Source organism: Silicimonas algicola, assembly GCF_003970735.1.
Taxonomy (GTDB): Bacteria; Pseudomonadota; Alphaproteobacteria; order Rhodobacterales; family Rhodobacteraceae; genus Silicimonas; species Silicimonas algicola.
The window spans coordinates 3,239,833-3,260,604 of sequence record NZ_CP034588.1 but is presented as its reverse complement, the minus strand read 5'-3'; the positions used below and the strand labels follow the sequence as shown (position 1 = coordinate 3,260,604).

Annotated in this window: 18 protein-coding genes; 9 read left to right on the top strand and 9 right to left on the bottom strand. The window is 66.0% G+C overall.

What is annotated here, in order from left to right; translation table 11 throughout:
* Positions 1–180: 180 nt before the first annotated feature.
* The 7 genes from EF888_RS15945 to EF888_RS15915 all read left to right on the top strand — a co-directional run bounded on the left by EF888_RS15945 (position 181) and on the right by EF888_RS15915 (position 6,493).
* Complete coding sequence (locus EF888_RS15945) at positions 181–921, top strand: ATP-binding cassette domain-containing protein (RefSeq protein ID WP_109759867.1); 741 nt, start codon at positions 181–183, stop codon at positions 919–921.
* A gap of 11 nt (positions 922–932) precedes the next feature.
* On the top strand, positions 933–1,925 hold the full coding sequence (locus EF888_RS15940) for an ABC transporter permease (protein ID WP_109759868.1): 993 nt from the start codon (positions 933–935) through the stop codon (positions 1,923–1,925).
* A gap of 199 nt (positions 1,926–2,124) precedes the next feature.
* Positions 2,125–3,207 (top strand): ABC transporter substrate-binding protein, encoded by a 1,083-nt coding sequence (locus EF888_RS15935; protein ID WP_241239910.1) that lies wholly within the window; start codon positions 2,125–2,127, stop codon positions 3,205–3,207.
* A gap of 46 nt (positions 3,208–3,253) precedes the next feature.
* Positions 3,254–4,144: an ABC transporter permease gene (locus EF888_RS15930; protein ID WP_109759870.1), complete on the top strand. Its 891-nt coding sequence runs from the start codon at positions 3,254–3,256 to the stop codon at positions 4,142–4,144.
* On the top strand, positions 4,141–4,932 hold the full coding sequence (locus EF888_RS15925; RefSeq protein ID WP_109759945.1) for an ABC transporter permease: 792 nt from the start codon (positions 4,141–4,143) through the stop codon (positions 4,930–4,932). Before EF888_RS15930 ends, EF888_RS15925 begins: the two co-directional genes overlap by 4 nt.
* Positions 4,932–5,993, top strand: coding sequence for an ABC transporter ATP-binding protein (locus EF888_RS15920; RefSeq protein ID WP_109759871.1), 1,062 nt, complete (start codon positions 4,932–4,934; stop codon positions 5,991–5,993). Before EF888_RS15925 ends, EF888_RS15920 begins: the two co-directional genes overlap by 1 nt.
* 140 nt (positions 5,994–6,133) lie before the next feature.
* Complete coding sequence (locus EF888_RS15915) at positions 6,134–6,493, top strand: response regulator (protein ID WP_109759872.1); 360 nt, start codon at positions 6,134–6,136, stop codon at positions 6,491–6,493.
* On the opposite strand, the gene EF888_RS15910 is transcribed toward EF888_RS15915, so the two are convergent.
* The 9 genes from EF888_RS15910 to coxB all read right to left on the bottom strand — a co-directional run bounded on the left by EF888_RS15910 (position 6,490) and on the right by coxB (position 19,374).
* The gene (locus tag EF888_RS15910) at positions 6,490–9,879 is read right to left on the bottom strand and encodes a CheR family methyltransferase (RefSeq protein WP_206508345.1); all 3,390 of its coding nucleotides are present in this window, start codon (positions 9,877–9,879) and stop codon (positions 6,490–6,492) included. The two genes, EF888_RS15915 and EF888_RS15910, sit on opposite strands and share 4 nt — an antisense overlap.
* Positions 9,880–9,896: 17 nt before the next feature.
* Positions 9,897–10,421 carry a PAS domain-containing protein gene (locus EF888_RS15905; protein WP_109759873.1) on the bottom strand — a complete coding sequence of 175 codons (525 nt, stop codon included), beginning with the start codon at positions 10,419–10,421 and terminating at the stop codon, positions 9,897–9,899.
* A 50-nt stretch (positions 10,422–10,471) separates the two neighbouring features.
* Complete coding sequence (ligD, locus tag EF888_RS15900; RefSeq protein WP_109759874.1) at positions 10,472–12,892, bottom strand: DNA ligase D; 2,421 nt, start codon at positions 12,890–12,892, stop codon at positions 10,472–10,474.
* A gap of 1 nt (position 12,893) precedes the next feature.
* The gene (ku, locus tag EF888_RS15895) at positions 12,894–13,748 is read right to left on the bottom strand and encodes a non-homologous end joining protein Ku (protein WP_109759875.1); all 855 of its coding nucleotides are present in this window, start codon (positions 13,746–13,748) and stop codon (positions 12,894–12,896) included.
* A 173-nt stretch (positions 13,749–13,921) separates the two neighbouring features.
* Positions 13,922–14,884: a c-type cytochrome gene (locus tag EF888_RS15890; RefSeq protein ID WP_109759876.1), complete on the bottom strand. Its 963-nt coding sequence runs from the start codon at positions 14,882–14,884 to the stop codon at positions 13,922–13,924.
* Positions 14,881–15,501, bottom strand: a complete 621-nt coding sequence (locus tag EF888_RS15885) for a cytochrome c oxidase assembly protein (protein ID WP_109759877.1) — start codon at positions 15,499–15,501, stop codon at positions 14,881–14,883. The genes EF888_RS15890 and EF888_RS15885 overlap by 4 nt, the downstream gene beginning before the upstream one ends.
* The gene (locus tag EF888_RS15880; protein ID WP_109759878.1) at positions 15,498–15,899 is read right to left on the bottom strand and encodes a hypothetical protein; all 402 of its coding nucleotides are present in this window, start codon (positions 15,897–15,899) and stop codon (positions 15,498–15,500) included. Before EF888_RS15880 ends, EF888_RS15885 begins: the two co-directional genes overlap by 4 nt.
* Complete coding sequence (gene ctaD / locus EF888_RS15875; protein WP_109759879.1) at positions 15,896–18,388, bottom strand: cytochrome c oxidase subunit I; 2,493 nt, start codon at positions 18,386–18,388, stop codon at positions 15,896–15,898. The genes EF888_RS15880 and ctaD overlap by 4 nt, the downstream gene beginning before the upstream one ends.
* Positions 18,385–19,374: a cytochrome c oxidase subunit II gene (gene coxB / locus EF888_RS15870; RefSeq protein ID WP_241239697.1), complete on the bottom strand. Its 990-nt coding sequence runs from the start codon at positions 19,372–19,374 to the stop codon at positions 18,385–18,387. Before coxB ends, ctaD begins: the two co-directional genes overlap by 4 nt.
* A gap of 75 nt (positions 19,375–19,449) precedes the next feature.
* On the opposite strand from coxB, the gene EF888_RS15865 reads away from it, so the two are divergent.
* A complete protein-coding gene (locus EF888_RS15865; RefSeq protein ID WP_109759880.1) occupies positions 19,450–20,031 on the top strand; it encodes a cytochrome b in 582 nt (193 codons plus the stop codon).
* The gene (locus EF888_RS15860) at positions 20,028–20,768 is read left to right on the top strand and encodes an SDR family NAD(P)-dependent oxidoreductase (RefSeq protein WP_109759881.1); all 741 of its coding nucleotides are present in this window, start codon (positions 20,028–20,030) and stop codon (positions 20,766–20,768) included. The genes EF888_RS15865 and EF888_RS15860 overlap by 4 nt, the downstream gene beginning before the upstream one ends.
* Positions 20,769–20,772 lie beyond the last annotated feature (4 nt).

Below are 20,772 nucleotides of genomic sequence, written 5' to 3'. Positions count from 1 at the left end.
CTCCGAACCCTCCCCAGTCTTGGCGCCGTCGACGTTTTTCAATAATAATACTATTTACTAATATTATTCCGTCAAGCTACTAATTCTCCACTTCGGACGACGCGGAAGCGGCTTCCGATGCTACAAGAACGCGAGAGGGGCGGCTTGTCCGGCCATCGCTGCGGAAGGGGAGGAGGACAGATGTCACGACTGAGGCTTTCCGGCATATCCCGGAGTTTCGGCGCCATTCAGGCGCTCGACGGCGTCTCGCTGGAGCTTGCGCCCGGCGAGGTCATGGGCCTGATGGGCGACAACGGGGCGGGCAAATCGACGCTCGTGAAGATCATCGCGGGCAACTACCGGCCGTCAAAGGGCGAGATTCGAATCGACGACAAGCCGGTCGAGTTTCACCGCCCGATCGACGCGCAGCGCGCGGGCATCGAGATCGTTCACCAGAACCTCGCGCTTTGCGATCACCTGACCGCGGCCTCGAACGTCTTTCTCGGGCGCGAGCCCATGAAGCGCTTTGGCCCGATCCGCGTCATCGACTACGACACGATGCGGTCGACCTCGGCAGGCCTCTTCGCGCGGCTCAAGTCCGAGACGCGGCCGCGCGACGTGGTGCGGCGGATGTCGGGCGGCCAGAGGCAGGCCGTGGCCATCGCGAGGACGCTTCTGTCGGAGGCGCGCATCGTTCTCCTGGACGAACCCACCGCCGCGATCTCGGTCCGGCAGGTGGCCGAGGTGCTGGATCTCATCCGCAACCTGCGCGACCACGGGATCAGCGTCATCCTCATCAGCCACCGTATGCCGGACGTCTTCGCCGTCGCGGACACCATCGCGGTCCTGCGCCGCGGCAACCTCGTCGCCGCGAAACGCGCCGCCGACAGTTCGCCGGAAGAGGTCACGGGCCTCATCACCGGCGCTATCGAATACGCCTGAGGGAGAGCGACATGACGGATACACTCGAGCAGGTCATCGGACGGGCGCAGCATCGCTCGTCCTGGTCGCGGGTCGCCAATCTCCAGGTCTTCTGGGTCTTCATCGCGGCCGTTCTGGCCTGCGTCGCCCTCAGCTTCATGACCGATGGCTTCGCCACGCAGCGAAACCTCTTCAACGTCGCGCGCAACTTCGCCTTCGTGGCGATCATCGCCATCGGCATGACGACCGTCATCGCCTCGGGCGGGATCGACCTGTCGGTGGGCTCCATCGTCGTGCTCACGGCCATGGTGATCTCGGTCCTGATGGAGGGAGGGTATTCCTTCTGGCTGTCGGCCATCGCGGCTCTTGGCGTCGCCTTGGTCGTGGGAGCGATCAACGGAACGCTGATCGCCTATGCCGGGATGCCGGCCTTCGTCATTACGCTGGGGATGCTGTCGGCGGCGCGGTCTGCGGCCATGGTGCTGTCGAACAACAAGATGATCTACCAGTTCGGGCCGGACCACGACCTGCTGCTGTGGATCGGGGGCGGATCGACGTTCGGCCTGCCGCATCCGCTTTTTGCGTTGATCGCGCTGACGGTGGTGATGACCGTCGTCTACCGGTGGACACGCTGGGGCCAGTACGTCTTCGCCATCGGCTCGAACGAAGAGGCAGCGACCCTGACGGGGATCGCGGTCAAGCGCATCAAGGTGACCATCTACATGTTCTCGGCCTTCACCGCAGGGTTGGCCGGCATCCTCATGGCCGGTTGGCTGGGAAGCGTGACGACAAATTTAGGGACGGCGATGGAGCTCACGGTGATCGCCGCCGCCGTCATCGGGGGCGCGAACCTCAACGGAGGAGAAGGCACGGCGATCGGCGCCGTCGTCGGCGCACTTTTGATCGAGGTTATCCGCAACTCGCTGATCCTGCTAGGGATTTCGACGTTCTGGCAGGGCATGTTCATCGGCACCTTCATCGTCGTCGCCGTGTCCTTCGACCGCATCAGGCACAGGCAGAACTGACGCGATCCGGCGCGCTGCCCGGCAAGTCCGGGCAGCGTCATCATAATTTCAATTGAGGCGCGCCGGATTCCGGGGTTTTGTAGGCGCACTGCGCGGCCTGCACGACTCCACGAGATCTCGTGCCGGGGGGCCGGCCGACGCTGCTGCATACGAACAGGGAGACACCACTATGAGAACGACAACTCTGCGAGTGATCGCGGTGACCTCGGCGCTGGCCATTGCGGCCGCGACGCCCGTCGCCTCGCTTGCGCAGTCGATGGACGAGCTTGCGGCCGCGGCCGAGGCGGAAGGCACGCTTTCGACCATCGCCCTGCCGCACAGCTGGTGCGGCTATGGCGACGTGATTGCGGGCTTCAAGGCGAAGTATCCGAACATCACGGTCAACGAACTGAACCCTGATGCGGGTTCGGCGGACGAGCTTGAGGCGGTGCGCGCCAACAAGGACAACACCGGACCGCAGGCGCCCGACGTCCTCGACGTGGGCTTCGCCTTCGGTCCGCAGGCCAAGGAAGAGGGCCTGACCCAGCCGCACAAGGTCGCGACCTGGGACACGATTCCCGACGACGCCAAGGACGCCGATGGCCACTGGTACGGCGACTATTACGGCGTGCTGTCCTTCGTGGTGAACACCGACCTCGTCGAGAACGTGCCGCAGGACTGGGAAGACCTTCTGAAGCCCGAGTACGCCAACTCGGTGGCTCTGGCGGGCGATCCGCGCGCCTCGAACCAGGCGATCCTCGCGGTCATGGCGGCGGGTCTCGCGCGCGGCGGTGAGGCCGGCCAAGGCTCGGGCGAAGCCGGGCTCGAATTCTTCAAGGAGCTGAACGAGGCCGGGAACTTCGTGCCCGTCATCGGCAAGGCGGGCACCATCGCCCAGGGCGCCACGCCCATCGTGATCGCCTGGGATTACAACGGCCTTGCATGGCGCGACACACTGGCTGGCAACCCGCCGCTCGAGGTCGTGGTACCGGCGTCTGGCGTCGTCGCGGGCGTCTACGTCCAGGCGATCAGCGCCTATGCGCCGCAGCCGAACGCGGCGAAGCTGTGGATGGAGTATCTCTATTCCGACGAGGGTCAGCTTGGCTGGCTGAAGGGATACTGCCACCCGATCCGCTTCAACGACCTCGCCCAGTCCGGCAAGATCCCGCAGGAACTGCTGGATGCCTTGCCGCCGGCCGAAGCCTATGAGGCGGCCGTGTTCCCGACGCTCGACCAGCAGGGCGGCAACAAGGATGCGGTGACCGGCGGATGGGATTCCGTCGTCGGCGCGAACGTCCAGTAGGACGATCCGGCCCCGCGATCCTTCAGGGTCGCGGGGCCGACCTTCGATGACCGATCTCACCCAACAGTCAGCGCCAACCGCGCGCCCGCGCAGGCCCATGCCGCTTGCATGGCTCGGCATGGTGCCCTTCACGCTGTTCGCGGTGCTGTTCCTGATCCTGCCCACCATGAACATCGTCGTCGGCGCCTTCCAGACGCCTGACGGCACGCCCACGTTCCGGAACGTCCTAAACCTGTTCCAGCCGTCGATCCTGTCCGCCTACTGGATCTCGATCCGCATCTCGGTGGCCTCGGCGCTGGCAGGCTGTCTCATCGGCTTCGCGATGGCGGCAGCGATCACCTTGGGCGGGCTGCCGCAGTGGATCCGGGGGCCGCTTCTGACCTTCTCGGGCGTCGCGTCGAACTTCGCGGGCGTACCGCTGGCCTTCGCCTTCCTCGCCACCCTGGGGCGGCTTGGCCTCGTCACCGTGATCCTGAAGGACTGGTTCGGCATCAACATCTACGGGCTCGGCTTCAACCTCCTGTCCTTCTGGGGCCTGACCCTGGTCTACCTGTTCTTCCAGATCCCGCTGATGATCCTCATCATCACGCCCGCGCTGGACGGGTTGAAGAAGGAATGGCGCGAGGCGGCCGAGATCCTGGGCGCCTCGGGGCCGCAGTACTGGCGCATGGTCGCGTTGCCGATCCTTCTGCCGTCGCTTCTGGGGACCTTCGCGCTGCTCTTCGCCAACGCCTTCGGGGCAGTTGCAACGGCCTATGCGCTGACGGGCTCGTCGCTGTCCATCGTGCCGATCGTGCTCTTCGCCCAGATCCGCGGCGACGTGCTTCAGGATCCGCACCTGGGCTATGCGCTTGCCTTCGGCATGATCGTCGTCACCGGAATTGCCAACGGCATTTACGTCTGGCTGCGGGCCCGGACCGAGAGGTGGACGCGATGAAGGCGCCCCGCGTCTGGTCCTGGATCGCGCTGACCCTGGGGCTTCTGTACTTTTTCCTGCCCCTCATCGGAACCATCGAGTTCTCGCTGAGGAAGCGCCGGGGTGAGTATTCGCTCGACGCCTATCGCTGGGTTTTCGAGGATCCGAAGTTTCGCGAGACCTTCAGCTATTCGGTCGTGATGGCGCTTTTCACCATCGTCGTGGGCGTGCTGATCGTCGTGCCGACCGCCTATTGGGTGCGGCTCAAGTTTCCGCGGCTGAGACCGCTCGTCGAGTTCGTGACGCTCCTGCCGCTGGTCATTCCGCCCATCGTCATCGTGTTCGGCTACATCCGGCTCTACAACACGTCGTCGTTCCTGCCGCTTACCGGCACGGCCTCCGGGACGAACCTGCTTCTGATGATGGGCTATGCGACGCTGTCCTTGCCCTACATGTACCGCGCCGTGGACACCGGGCTTCGGACCATCGACGTGCGCACGCTGACCGAGGCGGCGCAAAGCCTCGGCGCCAACTGGCCCACGATCATCGGCAGGGTCATCATGCCGAACGTGCTGGTCGCCGTGATGTCGGGCGCTTTCCTGACCTTCGCCATCGTGATCGGCGAATTCGTCATGGCGGCCCTTCTGAACCGTCCCGCCTTCGGTCCCTATCTTCAGCTCATCGGCGCGAACCGCGCCTATGAGCCGGCCGCGCTGGCCGTGATCGCCTTCTCGATCACCTGGATCTGCATGGGCCTGATCCAGCTTGCCACTCTTTTGACCCGCCATTCCCGTCCCCCGAGGTCCTGATGTCCTTTCTCGAAATCGAGCACCTCGAAAAGTCTTTCGGCTCCGTAAGGGTCGTGAAGGACTTCAACCTTCCGATCGAGAAGGGCGAGTTCGTCTCGCTTCTGGGGCCCTCGGGCTGCGGCAAGACAACGGTGCTGCGGATGGTCGCCGGGTTTGAGACGCCCTCGACCGGCTCGATCCGGATCGACGGGCGCGACGTGGTGTCGCTTCGTCCGAACCAGCGCAACATCGGCATGGTGTTCCAGTCCTACGCGCTGTTTCCGAACCTGACGGTGGCGCAGAACGTGGCCTTCGGGCTGAAGGTCAAGGGCGTCAAGGTCGCCGACCGAACCGCTCGCGTGGCCGAGATGCTGAGGCTCATCGGACTTGAGGGCTATGACGACCGCTATCCCTTCCAGCTCTCCGGCGGACAGCAGCAGCGGGTCGCACTGGCGCGTGCGCTGGCGGTCCAGCCGCAGGTCCTTCTGCTCGACGAACCGCTGTCGGCGCTCGACGCCAAGATCCGCGTGAGCCTTCGTGAAGAAATTCGCGACATTCAGCGACGCCTCGCCATCACGACGATCTTCGTCACCCACGATCAGGAAGAGGCGCTGTCGATTTCGGACCGCGTCGTGGTGATGAACGGTGGCGTGGCCGAACAGGTGGGTCAGCCGTTCGAGATCTACAACCGACCCTCGACACGGTTCGTGGCCGAGTTCGTCGGAACGCTCAACCTGATCGAGGCCAGGGTGCTTGACCGCGACAGCGGCCGCATCGGGATCGGCTCGCGCGAGGCAAGTCTCGGACGGCCGCTTACGTCCGACCGGCTGACGCTGGGGATAAGGCCCGAAGCGCTGACGCTCGGCCGCGCGGCCGACCGCGACATGGTGCTGGAAGGCCGGATCGACGACGTGCATTTCCTCGGCTCGGTGATCAGGATTCAGGCCACCGTCGCAGGCGAACGGGTGATGCTCGACACCTTCAACCGACCCGGCACACCGCCGCCCGCGCCGGGGCAGGCGGCGGAGTTCTCGGTGCATCCCGAAGACCTTCTCGTGCTCGAGGGCGAGAGATCGCCGTGAGTTGCGCGCGCGCCTCTGGCAAGTCCGTAGCGACGATCTAAGTCGACCGTCGGGGCGGTTGTTTCGAGGCAAGATGGTGTCAGTGAAAATCGGACCGGGACGAAGCGGAGAGGCCAATCGCCCATCCGCGAGGGTGGCATATGAGTGACCTCGTTCTGGTGGTGGATGACGAGGCATTGATTGCTCTCGATCTTTCGGCGACCGTTGAGCAAAGCGGCCGAAAGGTCCTGGGTCCCGCCTTCAGCCTCGATCAGGCGCGCAGTCTCATCGCCCGGCAGACGCCCGAGCTGGCGATCCTGGACATCAACGTCGGAAACGAGGTCGTGTGGCCGCTGGCGCGCGAGCTGTCGGGTCGCGGATGTGCGGTGATCTTCATCAGCGGAGACGGGCGTCAGCGCATGGACGTGCCCGAATTCGCCGAGGTTCCCTGCCTCGAGAAGCCGACCACGCCGCGCGACGTCATCGAGGCGCTCGATACCGTCGTGGGCATGCGGGACTAGACCAGCTTCGGGAAGACGAGCGTGCGGCGGAAGCCCTCGTCGGTCTCCTCGCCTTCGACGGTCGCGCGAAGCTGAAGCGCCGTTGCCTCGATCAGCGCGGTGCCGAAGCCGCTGCCCGAGCTTCTGGACCTGTCCTTGCCACTTTCGATCCACTCGACGCGGACGGTATCCTCGCCGTCCTCGACGCGAACCGTGACGATGCCGTCAGGCACGGTCAGGGCCCCGTACTTCGTCGCATTCGTCGCCCACTCATGGAAGATCAGCGCCAGAGACGTGAGCTGCGAGGTGTCCACCTCGAGATCCAGCCCTTCATAGACGAAGGATTGTTGATCGCGGGCCGGTTCAAGCACGGTCTCGACAATACCCCTCAGCGTCGCCTGACGGACCTCGGTGCCTTCGTTCGTCAGGGAATGGGACTGCCCGAGCGCCCTGATGCGCGACCGCAGTTCCATCGCGAAATCATCCACGTCCTGCGCTTCGCGGGCGCAAATCGAGACAAGCGCCGAGATGATGGCGAAGAGGTTCTTCAACCGATGGTTCATCTCGCGGATCATGAGCTCGCGCTGGCTCAGAAGCTCACGCTCGGCGGTGACGTCGTAGGTCACGCCGATGAACTTGCGCCCGCGATGGCGGAAGTGCCGCTTGCCCAGGCCGTGAAGCCAGCGGCGACGCCCGCCACCAAGGGGGATCGAGAAGACCTCGTCGAAATCGCGGGTGCCGTCCATCGCCTGCCGCAGCGCCGTGTTGACGCGGTCGCGGTCCTCGGCGGTCATCCTCGACAGGATCCGCTCCATCGTGTCGCCTTCGCCTTCGCCGAGGTTCAGAAGCCAGCGCTCGGTCTTGTCGAGGCGGGTGAAGTCGGTATCGGGTTCGTACTCCCAGATGCCGATGCGCGCGACCTCTAGCGCAAGCCGCAGGCGTTCACGTTCTTCCTCGAGGTCGCGGGCGAGAGCGAGCGTCTCGGTCACGTCGGTTAGCACGAGGATGGCACCGTCCGTGGACCCGTCCTTCTTCTTGTAGGGCGTCGCGCGACCGAGGAATTCGCGTGTGCCGTCTGACGAGGTGGCACGGAATTCCGAGCTTGTGTCCTGCTTCGCCGCCTGGGTGAGGCGTTCGACGAATTCGCTGTCTGTGAGGTTCGCTTCAAGCTGATCGAGCGCGGTGCCATCCTTGTCTCCGGCGCCGGGAAACACCCGGTCGACGGACGAAGACGTGCTTCGGACCCGCAGATCGCGGTCCACGACGACGACGACGAGCTCGGTCGAGGTGAAGAAGTTCGTCAGGTCGGCGTTGGCCACTATAAGCTGGTCGACCTTCGTCTTCAGCTCGTCGTTGACGGTGGTCAGCTCCTCGTTCGTCGACTGAAGCTCCTCGTTCATCGACATCATTTCTTCGTTCGAGCTCTTCAGCTCCTCGTTCGTCGTCTCGAGTTCCTCGATGGCCGTTCTCAGCCGATAGCGCGTCGCCTGAAGCTCTTCCTCCAGATACCGGACCTGTCCTTCCTCGGGACGAACCTCGAGATAGTCGTCGGTGTCGATGGGCGTCAGCTCGCCACTTTCGCGAATGACCAGGAGATAGGCATCGTCGTCGATCGGCTCGCACATGACGTTGACGGTCATCAGGCCGAAGTCGGTATGGACCTCGACGTCGCGCACGATCGCTCGGGCCGCGCCCTTGACCACGTCGCGCAGGAGACCGCCCAGGACGTCACGCAATCCGGCACGGGCCAGGCTCGGGACATGGACCGTCCGCTCGATCCTGTCCGGAAAATCGAGGTAGCGGCCGACCTTGCCCCATCTGCTCAGGAGGTTTCCCTCGGCATCGACAAGAAGGCTGACCGGTGCATAGCTTTCGGCGATACGCCTCAGGGCATCGGCTTCGGCCGAGACCTCGCGTCGCTGCGACATGACCTGATCGCTGAGGCCCGGCAGGCGTTCGGCCCGGCGCGCGCGGGGCTGCGCGATCTGGAGGTTGTAGCGCCCCTGCACGGTCCGGCGAAGGAACACGCGGGCCGACTGGTCGACAACCTCGAACAGATCCTCATACCGCTGGATCGCCTCGGACGAGCCCAAGAAGAGAAATCCGTCCTGGCGGAGCGCGAAGTGGAACAGCGGCACGACCTGCCGCTGCAGCGTCTCCTCGAAGTAGATCAGCAGGTTCCGGCACGAGATCAGGTCCATGCTGGAGAACGGCGGGTCCTTGATCAGGCTGTGCAGGCTGAAGCGCACCATGTCCCGGATCTTCGGAGCGATGACGACGTGCTGGTTGTTGCCGATGGTGAAGCGCTGCCGGTATTCGGCCGGAATGTCGCTGAGGGAGGACAGGGGATAGGTGCCTGAGCGCGCGATGGACAGCATCTTCTCGTCGATGTCGGTTGCGAAGATCTGGACGTTCAGCCGCCGGTTTCTCTTCTCGATCTCGTCAGCGAAAAGCATGGCCATCGAGTAGGCTTCCTCGCCGCTGGAGCAGCCGGCGACCCAGACGCGGATCTCGTCGTCTTCCATCGCGCGTTCGACAAGGGGCGCCACGACGATCTCGCGCAGGGCTTCGAACTCGTGGGTGTCGCGGAAGAACTTGGTGACGTTGATGAGAAGGTCGCTGAACAGCGCCATGCACTCGCCGTCGTCCTTGTGGACGCGGTCGGCATAGGTGGTGGCGCTGTCGATGCCGAGGACCTGCATCCGCCGCGCCACACGCCGGGCCATCGTCGAGCGCTTGTAGCCCGAAAAGTCGTGTCCCGTGGCCTGCGACAGCGATTGGCACAGGTCCTCGAGGTGGTCGACGATCTCGGCCGGTCCGCCGTTGGGTTCACCCGGCTGGAAGTTGAAGAAGCGCCGAAGATAGCTCAGCATTTCCGACGGCGGGGCGACGACGTCGACAAGGCCTGTCCGCATCGCCGAGACCGGCATCCCGTCATAGCGCGCCGTCTCGGGCTCCTGCGCGAGGCAGACGCCACCGTTTTCCTTGATCGCGCGCAGGCCGCGGCTGCCGTCGCCTCCGGTGCCCGACAGGATCACGCAGGCCGATAGCGCACCCACATCCTCGGCGAGGCTTTCGAAGAAATCGTCGATCGGGCGGCGCAGGCCCCTCGGGTCAACGAATTCGGTCAGATGAAGCGTGCGGTCGCCGACGACAAGGCCGTGGCCGGGAGGGATGACATAGACGTGGTCGGCCTCCAGCGCCTCGCCGCCCTCGGCCTGGCGGACGTGCATGGACGTATAGCGCTCGATCAGTTGCGCCATGAGGGATTCGTGGTTGGGGTCGAGGTGCTGGATGACCACGAAGGCCATTCCGGTCGTTCCCTTGTATCCCGCGAAGAGTTCGCGCAGGGCTTCCAGGCCTCCGGCCGAGGCGCCTACGCCAATGATGGGCAGCGACGTGTCCATGTCGTTCCGTGCGTTGTCTAAAGCCTGTGACGCGCGATGAGCGCGTTGGAGTTGGCGATTATGTTGTAGTTGGCAAGTAGGTTCCACTGGGTGGGCCGCAAGACCGAGGCAATTGCCTGGACGTCGCGTGTCAGCGCCCCCGCGTAGGCCTCGATGTCGCCGCGGTCGCCATCTCCGACGTCGAACTGCGAGGCGAGGATCAGTGCGTCCTCGCCTGCAAAGACTAGCCGCGACATGTAGACCAGGTTGAGAAAGCGCGAGCCGTCCTTGCGGATGTTCGGGATCAGGAAGTGGGCGTCGGTCGTCTTGCCATCGTTGACGAAGGCATGCATCCGCACGCGCACCGGTCCCGCGCCGGTATTGGGCTGCAGGAAGCGGCAATTGCGCCCCAGCATCTCGTCCGGGCCATAGCCGGTGATACGGCAGAAGGGCTCGTTCACGGCGACGAGGGGGCAGTCGGGCAGCCGGGTATCGCCCACGGTCATCGCGACGCGGCTATTCCGGACATGGGTCTCCAGGCCGTCAGGAAGGGCATCGGTCACGCGGTTCTCCTCCGATCAGTCGATAAGGCGGGACGATGCCGGCGAGACCGTCATCGGTCCGAGACCCAGGCTTCAAGCCGCTCGACGACGCGGGCATTCAGTGTGGCGGGTTCCGGCCGGTCGGGCACGGGGCGGTCGAGTGCCTCGCGGATCGACACGCCATTCGCACGGCGGAACGAAGGCAGTTCGTCCCAGGTCACGGGGACTGCGACGGGCGCGCCCGGCCTCGCCCGAAGCGACCACGGAGCGATGGCCGTCGATCCTCTCTCGTTGCGCATCCAGTCGATGAAGATGCGCCCCTCGCGTTTGGCCTTCGACATGGTGGCGACGAAGCGCTTCGGTTCAGCGGCGGCGAGATGCGCGGCGAAGGTGCGGGCGAAGAGGGAGACGGCCGGCCAGTCCGCCGTCCGGCGCAGGGGAACAACGACGTGAATTCCCTTGCCGCCGGTCAGAAGGGGCCAGGACGGCAGGCCGAGACTTTCCAGCCTGTCGCGCACGTCGAAGGCGGCCTTCCGCACCTTGGCAAACCCGAGACCCTCATCGGGGTCGAGGTCGAAGACCATGCGGTCCGGGCGCTCGAGCCGGTCCCGCCGCGAGCCCCAGATGTGGAACTCGATGGTGCCGACCTGAGCCGCGCCGACAAGGCCTTCGGCCGTCGTGATGGTCATGTAGTCCTCGACACCGCCGTTCTTTTCGGGAATCGGGATAGATCGGATGGCGTCGGGAAAGCCCTTGCCGCGGTGCTTCTGGAAGAACGACTCTCCGCCCAGCCCCTCCGGTAGCCGCACCAGCGACAGCGGCCGGTCGGCCATGTCCGGGAGCATCCGCTCGGCGACCTGGGCGTAGTAGTCCGCGACGTCGCCCTTCGTGACCTTGGGCTTCGGAAAGACGACCCGGTCCGCCGAGCTGATGGCGACGCCCGAAACGGTGATGGCGTCCTTCGCCACGAGGCGCGCCGCGGCGGGACGCACGACCTGCGCTGGCGGCTTGTCGTCGCGCAGCCCGATGAAAGTCGCGTGACGCAGGCGGCCCTGATCCGTCGTCTCGGCATAGCGGATCTCGGCGACGAGGCGGGGCGTCACCCATGTTACCCCCTTCGCTTCCGCCGCCTCGACGTCCACGGGCGCAGACTTGCGGGCGAGCGGCTTCAGCTTCGCGGCAAGATCGTCGGCAGTCTCTCCGTCCCACCCGGTGCCGACCTTGCCGACATAGACCCAGCCCCCGGCATCCTCGACACCGAGGAGGAGCGAGGCGAAGGGCCGCCCGCGCTTGTCGGACGCCTGCCAGCCGAGGATGACGAATTCGTCGCGTTTGATGCACTTGATCTTCTGCCAGACCGTCGAGCGTCCGCCGCGATAGGGGGCGTCGATGCGCTTCGAGATCAGGCCCTCGCCGCCGGTGTCGCAGATCGACTGGAACGCGCCGTCGGCATCGCCTCGCAGGACGGGCGAGAGTTGAAGCCGGCCAAGGGGCGGTGTGTCGTCGAAGAGACCTTCCAGAGCGTCGCGTCGAGCGTCAAGAGGCTGGGACACAAGGCTTTTGCCGTCGAGCCAGAGAAGGTCGAAGGCGTTGAGCGTGAAAGGCCCACCCGCCGAAATCGCGCGCTGAAGCGCACCGAAGCCGTAAAGACCCGCGCCGACGGTCACCTCCGCGTCGATCAGCGCCGTGTCGCAGTCGAGACGCTCCAGCGGGCGGACGAGCGGCGCGAAACGGTCCGTCCAGTCGTGCCCGTTGCGCGAGAAGATGCGCACGCCAGACTTTCCGACGGCGCACAAGGCGCGATAGCCGTCGAACTTCAGTTCGTGCCACCGCGACCCGGGATCACCGAGAGCGTCGGTCTGCGTCGCGAGTTGCGGCGCGCGCCACTTCGGCGTCACGCCTTTTCGCTTCGCAACCGGTACCGGCGCCTCGTCCTTGGCGATGGCGTCGAAGCCTCGGTTCGTGACCACGCTGGTCTTGTAGCGCTCGACGGGGTCGGGGGCGTGCGCCGCCTCGTCATCTTCCTTCATCAGAAGCCAGTTCGTGCGCTTACCCTCGCGGTTCATGCGCACGAGGTTCCACTTTCCGCTCATCCGCTCGCCATGAAGCGCGAAGTGCAGATGGCCTTTCTTCAACCCTTTCTGGACGTCCATGAGCGGCTGCCAGTGTCCGATGTCCCAGAGCATGACGGTGCCCGCGCCGTAGTTGCCCTCGGGGATCGTGCCCTCGAACGTCAGGTAGTCGAGCGGGTGGTCCTCGGTTTCAACCGCCAGACGCTTCTCGCCCGGATCTAGCGAGGGGCCCCGCGTTATCGCCCAGGACAGCAGAACGCCATCCCACTCCAGTCGAAGGTCCCAGTGCAGCCGCGTGGCGTCGTGGTTCTGGATGGAATAGGCGGGTGCCAGGCCACCGGTCGCCGAGACGCCCGAACCGTCAGGCTCGGGCGTCGCCGCGAAATCGCGCATCCCGTGATATCGATCGAGCCGGGCCACGTCAGGCCTTCTTCCGCCGCGACCCCTTGGCGGGCGTCTTGGGCGCGGCCTTGCCCTTGTCGGCCTTCAGGCTGTCCTTCAGGGCCGCCATCAGGTCGATGACGTTGTCGCCGCTCTTGCCGCCACCGGACTTGGCGTCGGGTCCGGTCCTGGCGCGCGGGGTCTTGCGGTTCTTGCGCTTGGCCTCGATCAACTCGCGAAGGGCCACATCGTAGTGATCCTTGAAGGCGTCGGCATCGAAGGGCGCCGTCTTTCGGTCGATCAGTTCGGTTGCGACCGCCAGAAGGTCCTTGTCCGCCTCCTCGTCCTCAATGGAGGCGAACAGCGGATCGGCCGCCTTGATCTCGTCGGCATAGTGCAGCGTCTCGAGAAGCAGGCCGTCGCCGCAGGGGCGGATCGCACAGAGGTATTCCTTGCCGCGCATCGTGAGCTGCCCCAGCCCCGTCTTTTCGCTGGCGCGGAGGGCGTCCCGGACGACGCGATAGGCGTCCTCGGCCAGGTCGTCGGTCGGAACGACGTAGTAGGGCTTGTCGAAGTAAAGCGGCGGGATCTCGCAGGAGCCGACGAATTGCACCAGTTCCAGCGTCTTCTTCGTCTCGAGCCTGATGGCGTCGATCTCGTCGGGTTCGAGAAGGAGATATTCGTCGTTGCCGATCTCGTAGCCCTTCATGATCTCACCCGCATCGACAGGACCGACGCCGGGCACCGTCTTCTCGTACCGGACCCGTTGCCCCGACCCCTTGTGAATCTGACGGAACTCGATCCGGGCGCCGGTCTTGGTCGCCGAATGGATCTCGACCGGGATCGACACCAACGACAGGCGTAGCTGACCTTTCCAGAGCGCGCGCGATGCCATGACGGTCTCCTTTCGCGACTCCCAATGCGCGAAGGGCCGAGTCGGTTGCATTCATCCGGCTCGGAGAGGCGGGGTCGACACGCCAACCCCTCTGTTCGGACGAGAAGAACGGACCGTTGAGACGCCGATACGCGATGCCGTGATCGCCCAGGCGCTCGCGGAAGAGTGACGCTCTATTGGCGTGAGAACCAGTCGGCCAAGTCGGCGATCTCGGCGTCGGTCAACTCGCCCGAGGCGTGCTGCATGAGCGCGACCCAGGGGCCGCCGCCGCGCTCGGGGTCGCCCTCCATGAAGAGGTGAAGCTGGGTTTCGAGGTAGCTCCGGTACTGCCCCGCGAGGCGAGGGAAGGATGGAGACGCCGCATTTCCGTGGCACCCGAGACAGGCGCCGACAGACTGGTCCGGGTTCCCGTCAGTCGCGATGGCCGGAGCGCCCTCGGCCGAGACCTCGACCGCATTGCCTGACAGACGCCCGGCCAGCGCCTCGATGGCGTCGGCGTCGAGTTCCGTCGCCACCTCCTGCATGAAGCCGCTCTTGCGTGCGCCTGAGCGGAAGGCGCGCAGGGCGTCGGCAAGGTAGGCGGGCGACTGTATCCCGAGACGTGGCGCGGCGTCGATATCGCGGACATGGCAGCGGGCGCAGGTTGCGACGGTGTCGTCCTGGGCCACCGTGTCCATCGCTGCGACTTTTGCGTACTCGTCGGCGTTAAGGCCCGGCAGGCGCAGAAGGAAGGCCACCATGGCCCAGACCTCGTCCGACCGTCCCGGCGCGGTCCATCCGGGCATGGCACTCCCCGGCACGCCGTCGTGTACGACGCGGTAGAGAAGCGCGGGCGTCCAGTCCGTCAGCCGGTCGTGAAGGCGTGGCGCGGGCGGCACGAGGACCAGATGGCGGCCGCGCTCGGGGTCGGCCGGGCTGCCGTGGCACTCGGCACAGACGAGGTCGTAGTGGACCGCAGCGCGCCTCAGGACTCCCAGGTCGTCCTCGCCTTCGACGAAAGCAGGCATGTCGTGCCCCCGCGCGGCGGAGAGCAGCCTGTCGAATGTCTGAAGCGGGGGCCGAACCGCTGTGAGGATGGCCACGAGACCAAGGAGCGCCACCGACCCGCCAATCGCGATGACCGCGCCCCGCTTCACGTCCGCGCCTCCGACGGCCGCAGACCCATGGCGGCCAGCCAGAGGCCGGCCAGAAGGTAGACGCTGCCCGAAACGGCGAGCATGACGATCCCGCCCAACTCCTGGTCCTGCATCGCGTCGAGGCCCCAGATCCCGGCGCCGTGCCCCTCGTGTCCGTGGAGGAGAACGGGCGACACGGCGATGAGCACGCCAAGAAGCGTCATGTGCATCGCAGTGAAGAACAGCGCGAGGGCACCCGCCAGCGCCGGACCGGCCAGGGCGGGAAGCCAGACGAAAAGGGCGGCCAGCGCGAAACTCGCTTGTTCCAGCGCCAGGATCCAGCCGTTGGCGCGTGCGGCGGTCTGAAGCGCGGGCAGGTGCCACGCCCAGACCACGACGAGATCGATCATGGTGGCCGCGGCGAGGATGACGGGCGCGCGGGCGGCGAGGCGTCCACCAGACAGCGCGGGGGCAAGGCCGAGGGCGATCATCGGGATCGCGGCGGCGACGACACCCATGTGCAGGATCATGTGCGCCGCATGGCTTCCACCACGGGCGATGCCGGGCAGAGGACCGGCCCAGAGCGCAAGCAGGCTTGCCACGCCAAGGACCAGCCAGACAGGGCGGAGGCCGCTCATCGGCAGGTCCCCACGAGCACGGCGGGGATCGCGACATAGATCACGCCGACCCCCGACAGGACCGACAACATCAGCGCGACGTGACCGAGAAAGCGATGCCGCTCTTCGGGGGTGTCGTGGTCGTAGTCGAAGTCGTCGTCCGTCAGGCTTCGCGCCCGGATGCGCCACAGCCGCAAGGTGTTGAAGCCGATGAGGGCAAGCGCAATGCCGGTCAGGACGAAGATGCCCGTCCGCGCGGGGTCGAGGTCGGCCATCCTCCCCGCCTTCTCGCAGTGAATGGCGGCCCAGACATAGCAGGCGAGGAAGTGAAGCGACCAGACGATGGGTGCCGCGATCACCTGGCACAGGTCGGTGCCCGTCTCGACCCGCCGGCGCTTATGCGGTGCTGCCTTGCTCATTGCGCGCCCGGGACGAAGCCGATGACCGCCGCCGTGACGAGGCCGGCGAAGAGCGTGAAGTGCCAGTAGAGCGTCACGTTCCAGATGTCCGCGTCGTAGTCCGGCGTCATCTTCCCCGCCAGCGACCGCGCGAGGCAATAGCCTTGCATGATGGCACCCGCGAGCAGATGCGCCATGACCCAGAGCACCAGCGCGCCGACGATGGCGGGATAGGAATGCGATGTCGGGTCCATCCCCCTGGTGAGCGGTCCGAGCGCGAAGGCCGCAGCCGCCGCCAGCGTGGCGGCGACCGAGAGCCCGAGAAGGAACCGTGCCGTCGTCACCGCGCCGGCCGCGTTCCTCAGCCGGGCGGCAAGGGTCAGGCCCCAGGCAAGTGCCGTCAGAAGACCCGCGGCCGCGGGCCAGAACATGCCCGGTGTCACGCTGCCCTCGGGAGGGAACTCGGGGTGGACGGTCCAGAAGAAGAAATACCCGAAGACGAGGGCGAGGAAGGCCGTGGCGTCGCCCGTCATGGTGATGAACATGGCCCACCAGCCCGTCGCCTGCGGCCCCGACCGGTAAAGCGGCAGCACGAGGCCATTGCCTACGTCCTTCTCGGTCTTTTCGGGGATCGGTGCCGCACCGTGCCACAGCCACCAGATTTGCGCCGCGAGGTAGAGGAGCCCCGAGGCGAGCGCCGTCCAGTAGAAATGGAAGGTCGAAAGGATGAAGAGCCCTCCCAGACCCACGGCGGCAACCATGGGCACAAAGGATGGCCCCGGAACGCGCAGAACCTGCACCGGCGTCGCGTCCAGCACCGTCGTCACCAGCGTCTCGCGCTTGCCTTCCTCGGCGTCGGGCAGATAGCCCTCGGCTTCGAGGCTGCGGCGGACGATGTCGGGATCGTCCCAGAGCGGATAGCGGTGACTGATGTCGGGGATCGAGCGCATCCCGATGTCGAGCGAGGGCGACAGCCACTCCAGGGTGCCGGCCTTCCAGGGGTTGTGGCCCGCGTCCTCGCCGTACTTCCACGACTTCAGGCAGTTCCATACGAAGACCAGGAACCCCGCGGCGAAAAGGAAGGCGCCGGCTGTCGAGACGAGGTTGAGTTCGCTCCACCCCCGGTCGGCCCCGTAAGTGAACACCCGGCGCGGCATCCCCAGAAGCCCCGTCAGGTGCATGGGCAGGAAGGCCACGTTGAAGCCCGTGAACATCAGCCAGAAGGACCAGATGCCGAGACGCCTGGACAGAAGGCGGCCGCTGAAGAAGGGGAAGTAGTAGTGAACGCCCGCCAGCGTGGGAAACAGCATGCCGCCGATCAGCGTGTAGTGCAGGTGAGCCACGATGAAATAGGTATCGTGGACCTGGAAATCGAAGGGCGCCACGGCGACCATCACGCCGGTCAGACCGCCCGCGACGAAGGTGGCGAGCGCGCCGAGGCAGAAGATCATCGGCACCGACCGCTGGGCGCGACCCAGCATCACTGTCCCGATGAAGGCGAAAAGCTGAATGCCCGTCGGGATCGCCACGGCCTCGGAGGCTGCCGAGAAGAATCCGAGCGAGATCGACGGCAGGCCCGTCGTGAACATGTGGTGGACCCAGAGCCCGAAGCTGAGGAACCCGGTGCCGAGCGCCGACAGAACGATCCACGAATAGCCCACGATGGGACGGCCCGAGAACGTGGGGATGATCATCGCGAGAAGGGCGATGGCGGGCAGGAAGATGATGTAGACCTCGGGGTGCCCGAAGATCCAGAAGAGGTGCTGCCAGAGCAGTGGGTCGCCGCCTCGGGTGATGTCAAAGAACGGCCAGTCCAGCAGGCGCTCGAGTTCGAAGAGAAGGTCGCCCGCGATCAGCGGCGGGAAGGCGAAGAGGATCATCCCTCCGACGACGAGGACGTACCAGCCGTAGAGCGGCGTGAGGTTGATGTGCATCCCCGGCGCCCGGCACTTCAGGACGCCGACGATCAGCTCGACCGCGGCGGCGATGGAGGCGACCTCGATGAACGACAGGCCCAGAAGCCAGATGTCGGCGCCGATCCCTGCCTGCTCGGTGGCGAGCGGGGGGTACATGAACCATCCCCCGTCGGGGGCGATGCCGAAGAAGATCGAGCCGCAGACGAAGACGCCGCCGATCAGGAAGCACCAGTAGCCGAAGGCGGACAGGCGCGGAAACGGCAGGTCTCGCGCGCCCAGCATCGCGGGCAGGATCAGGATGGCCACGGCCTCGAAGATCGGCACGGCGAAGAGGAACATCATCACCGTGCCGTGGAGCGTGAACACCTGATTGTAGGTGTCGGCCGAGACGAGACCGGCCTCAGGCACGGCGAGTTGGGCACGGATGATCAGGGCAAGGACGCCGCCGAACAGCATGAAGGCGAAGGCGGTGACGATGTACCAGATGCCGACCGAGGTGTTGTTCACGTCCGACCAGTAGGCGAATCCTTTCGGCGTCTCCCAGGTCTTCTCGAGGCGCCGCTCCTGCGCCTCGCGGGTCGCGGCGTCGGTCATTTCAGCCCTCCGAGGAAAGCGAGGATCGCGTCCATCTGGTCGTCCGTGAGCATGTCGTAGGAGGGCATCCGCGCGTCGGGCTTGAACGCCACGGGATGGGCGATCCACTCCCGCAGGATCTCGGACGTGTTGTCTAGGATACCGGCGATGGTCGCGCGGCTGGCGAAATGGGTCAGGTCGGGTCCGGTCGCGCCAAGCTCGACGACGCCCCGCACCGTATGGCAGCCACCGCACCCCGCCGCGACGAAGGCGGACGCGTCGCCGCTCGCCGGCTCGGCCTGGGCGGCGAGATAGGCGGTGAAGTCCTCGGGCGGGACGACCCGTGCCTCGAAGGCCATGAAGGCATGGCTCGCGCCGCAGAACTCGGCGCAGATGCCGCGATAGAGGCCGGGCGTCGTCGGACGCAGCCTCAGCACGTTCTCGCGCCCGGGAATTGTGTCCATCTTGCCGCCGAGGGGCGGGATCCAGAACGAGTGTATCACGTCGGGACTGGTCAGGTGGAAATCGACCTCGGCGCCCGCTGGCAGGACGACCTCGTTCGCGGTCTCGATCATCGCGCCGTCCGGCCCCTCGATGCGGACGCGCCACCAGTATTGCTCGGCCTCGACGTGGACGCGCAGGTCGGGCGGTTCTCCCGGTCCCCAATCGGGCAGGAGCGTCAGCCCGTAGGCCAGAAGGGCGCCAAGCGTCACGGTCGGGAAGACGACTCCGCCGAACAGCACGACGAGGTCGGCGCCCCGCTCGGTGGTCGGCTTTCGTCGGGATACGATGGCAAAGACCGCCGCCCCGAAGACAACCGCCCAGATGACGACAGCCCCCACGGCCATGACCCAGAACAGCCGAGCGATCTCGGCGGCGTCCTCTCCGGCGGGGTGCAGGACGCTCTGCGCGGGATTGCAACCCGCCAGAAGCGCAAGCGTCGCCGGACCGAGCCAGGGATTTGGATTTCGCCTCCAGGCATGAAGATGACTTGCGATGACGGGCACCTGGGGCTTTGGTAGTCGGAACGGCGCGCTCCGTCCTGTCGGGATGCGGGCGCCAGCGGCGGGATACTGGAAAACATGCACGAAACGGATGCTGGACGAAAGGGGTCAGACGGTCGGGAAGAGACCGAGGCGCGCGCCGAGGTAGACGGCTACACCCCCCTCCAGATCGCGCTGCACTGGGCCATCGCAGGGCTCGTCCTCGTGCAGCTTCTTCTGAACGGCTCGATCGAGGTCGCCTTCGACGCGCGGATGGACGGCGACGTGGCCCTGCACGGCTTCATCGGGCAGGCGCTGGCCTTCGGACACATCGCGATCGGGTCGGCGATCCTGATCCTCACCGTGTGGCGTCTCGCGGTGCGCCTCAGCGTCGGCCCGCCCGATCCGTCCATGCCCGCACCGCGCGCCATCGTCCTCATCGGCAAGATGGCGCATGTGGCCCTTTATGCCTTCATTCTCGTCATGCCGATGACCGGCCTCGTTGCCTGGGTTTTGAAAAGCGATATCGCCGCCGAGCTTCACGAATGGCTGCGCTGGCCCTTCATCCTGCTCATCATCGGACACGGTCTCGGCGCGTTGCTGGAGCACATGGCCTTCGGCAACAGGACGCTTGAACGGATGCTGAGAAGCAAAGTGCGCGGGGCGGCGGGCCAGAGATGACGCTCGGCGGACAGGTGGCCATCGTCACGGGCGCAAGCCGAGGCATCGGGCGGGAGACGGCGCTGCGGCTTGCCCGGGCAGGCGCACAGGTGATCGTTCATGCGACGGGCCTCGAGCGGGTCGAGTCGCTGGCGGCCGAGATAGGGGCGGATGGGGCCGTCGCCGTCGCCGGGGACATCGTCGATCCAGGTGTGAGCGCGCTGCTCGCGCAGACGGCACTTGACCGCTTCGGGCGCATCGACGTCCTCGTGAACAATGCAGGGATGAACCTGCGTTCGGGCACTCTCGACATGGCGCTCGAGGATTGGCAGCGCGTCATGAACGTCAACCTCAACGGCACGCTTCACGCCTGCCGGGCCGTGCTTCCTGCCATGATCGCCGCGCGGTCGGGACGGATCGTCAACGTCAGTTCCACCGCCGCGAAGACGGCGCACCGCAATGCCGCTCCGGCCTACGGCGCGTCGAAGGCGGCCGTGAATTACCTCACCATGCACCTCGCCCGCGAAATGGCCCCGCACGGGATACGGGTGAACGCTGTCTGCCCCGGTCCCGTCGAGACGGACATGACCGCCGAATGGGACGACGGATATCGCGCGCAGGTCATGGCGAATGTTCCCCTTGGACGTCTGGGGCGGGCCAGCGAGATCGCCGATACGATCCTGTTTCTCGCCTCCGACGCCTCGGGCTTCGTGACGGGCGAGACGCTGAACGCGAACGGCGGTACCTTCATGGCTTGAGATG

Excerpts from the sequence above, each read along its gene's own strand:
- EF888_RS15940 (WP_109759868.1), top strand. The coding sequence starts at position 933 with ATGACGGATACACTCGAGCAGGTCATCGGACGGGCGCAGCATCGCTCG.
- EF888_RS15930 (WP_109759870.1), top strand. The coding sequence starts at position 3,254 with ATGACCGATCTCACCCAACAGTCAGCGCCAACCGCGCGCCCGCGCAGG.
- EF888_RS15915 (WP_109759872.1), top strand. The coding sequence starts at position 6,134 with ATGAGTGACCTCGTTCTGGTGGTGGATGACGAGGCATTGATTGCTCTC.
- ku (WP_109759875.1), bottom strand. The coding sequence starts at position 13,748 with ATGGCATCGCGCGCGCTCTGGAAAGGTCAGCTACGCCTGTCGTTGGTG.
- EF888_RS15885 (WP_109759877.1), bottom strand. The coding sequence starts at position 15,501 with ATGAGCGGCCTCCGCCCTGTCTGGCTGGTCCTTGGCGTGGCAAGCCTG.
- ctaD (WP_109759879.1), bottom strand. The coding sequence starts at position 18,388 with ATGACCGACGCCGCGACCCGCGAGGCGCAGGAGCGGCGCCTCGAGAAG.
- EF888_RS15860 (WP_109759881.1), top strand. The coding sequence starts at position 20,028 with ATGACGCTCGGCGGACAGGTGGCCATCGTCACGGGCGCAAGCCGAGGC.
- EF888_RS15945 (WP_109759867.1), top strand. The coding sequence starts at position 181 with ATGTCACGACTGAGGCTTTCCGGCATATCCCGGAGTTTCGGCGCCATT.
- EF888_RS15865 (WP_109759880.1), top strand. The coding sequence starts at position 19,450 with ATGCACGAAACGGATGCTGGACGAAAGGGGTCAGACGGTCGGGAAGAG.
- EF888_RS15920 (WP_109759871.1), top strand. The coding sequence starts at position 4,932 with ATGTCCTTTCTCGAAATCGAGCACCTCGAAAAGTCTTTCGGCTCCGTA.
- EF888_RS15910 (WP_206508345.1), bottom strand. The coding sequence starts at position 9,879 with ATGGACACGTCGCTGCCCATCATTGGCGTAGGCGCCTCGGCCGGAGGC.
- EF888_RS15880 (WP_109759878.1), bottom strand. The coding sequence starts at position 15,899 with ATGAGCAAGGCAGCACCGCATAAGCGCCGGCGGGTCGAGACGGGCACC.
- EF888_RS15925 (WP_109759945.1), top strand. The coding sequence starts at position 4,141 with ATGAAGGCGCCCCGCGTCTGGTCCTGGATCGCGCTGACCCTGGGGCTT.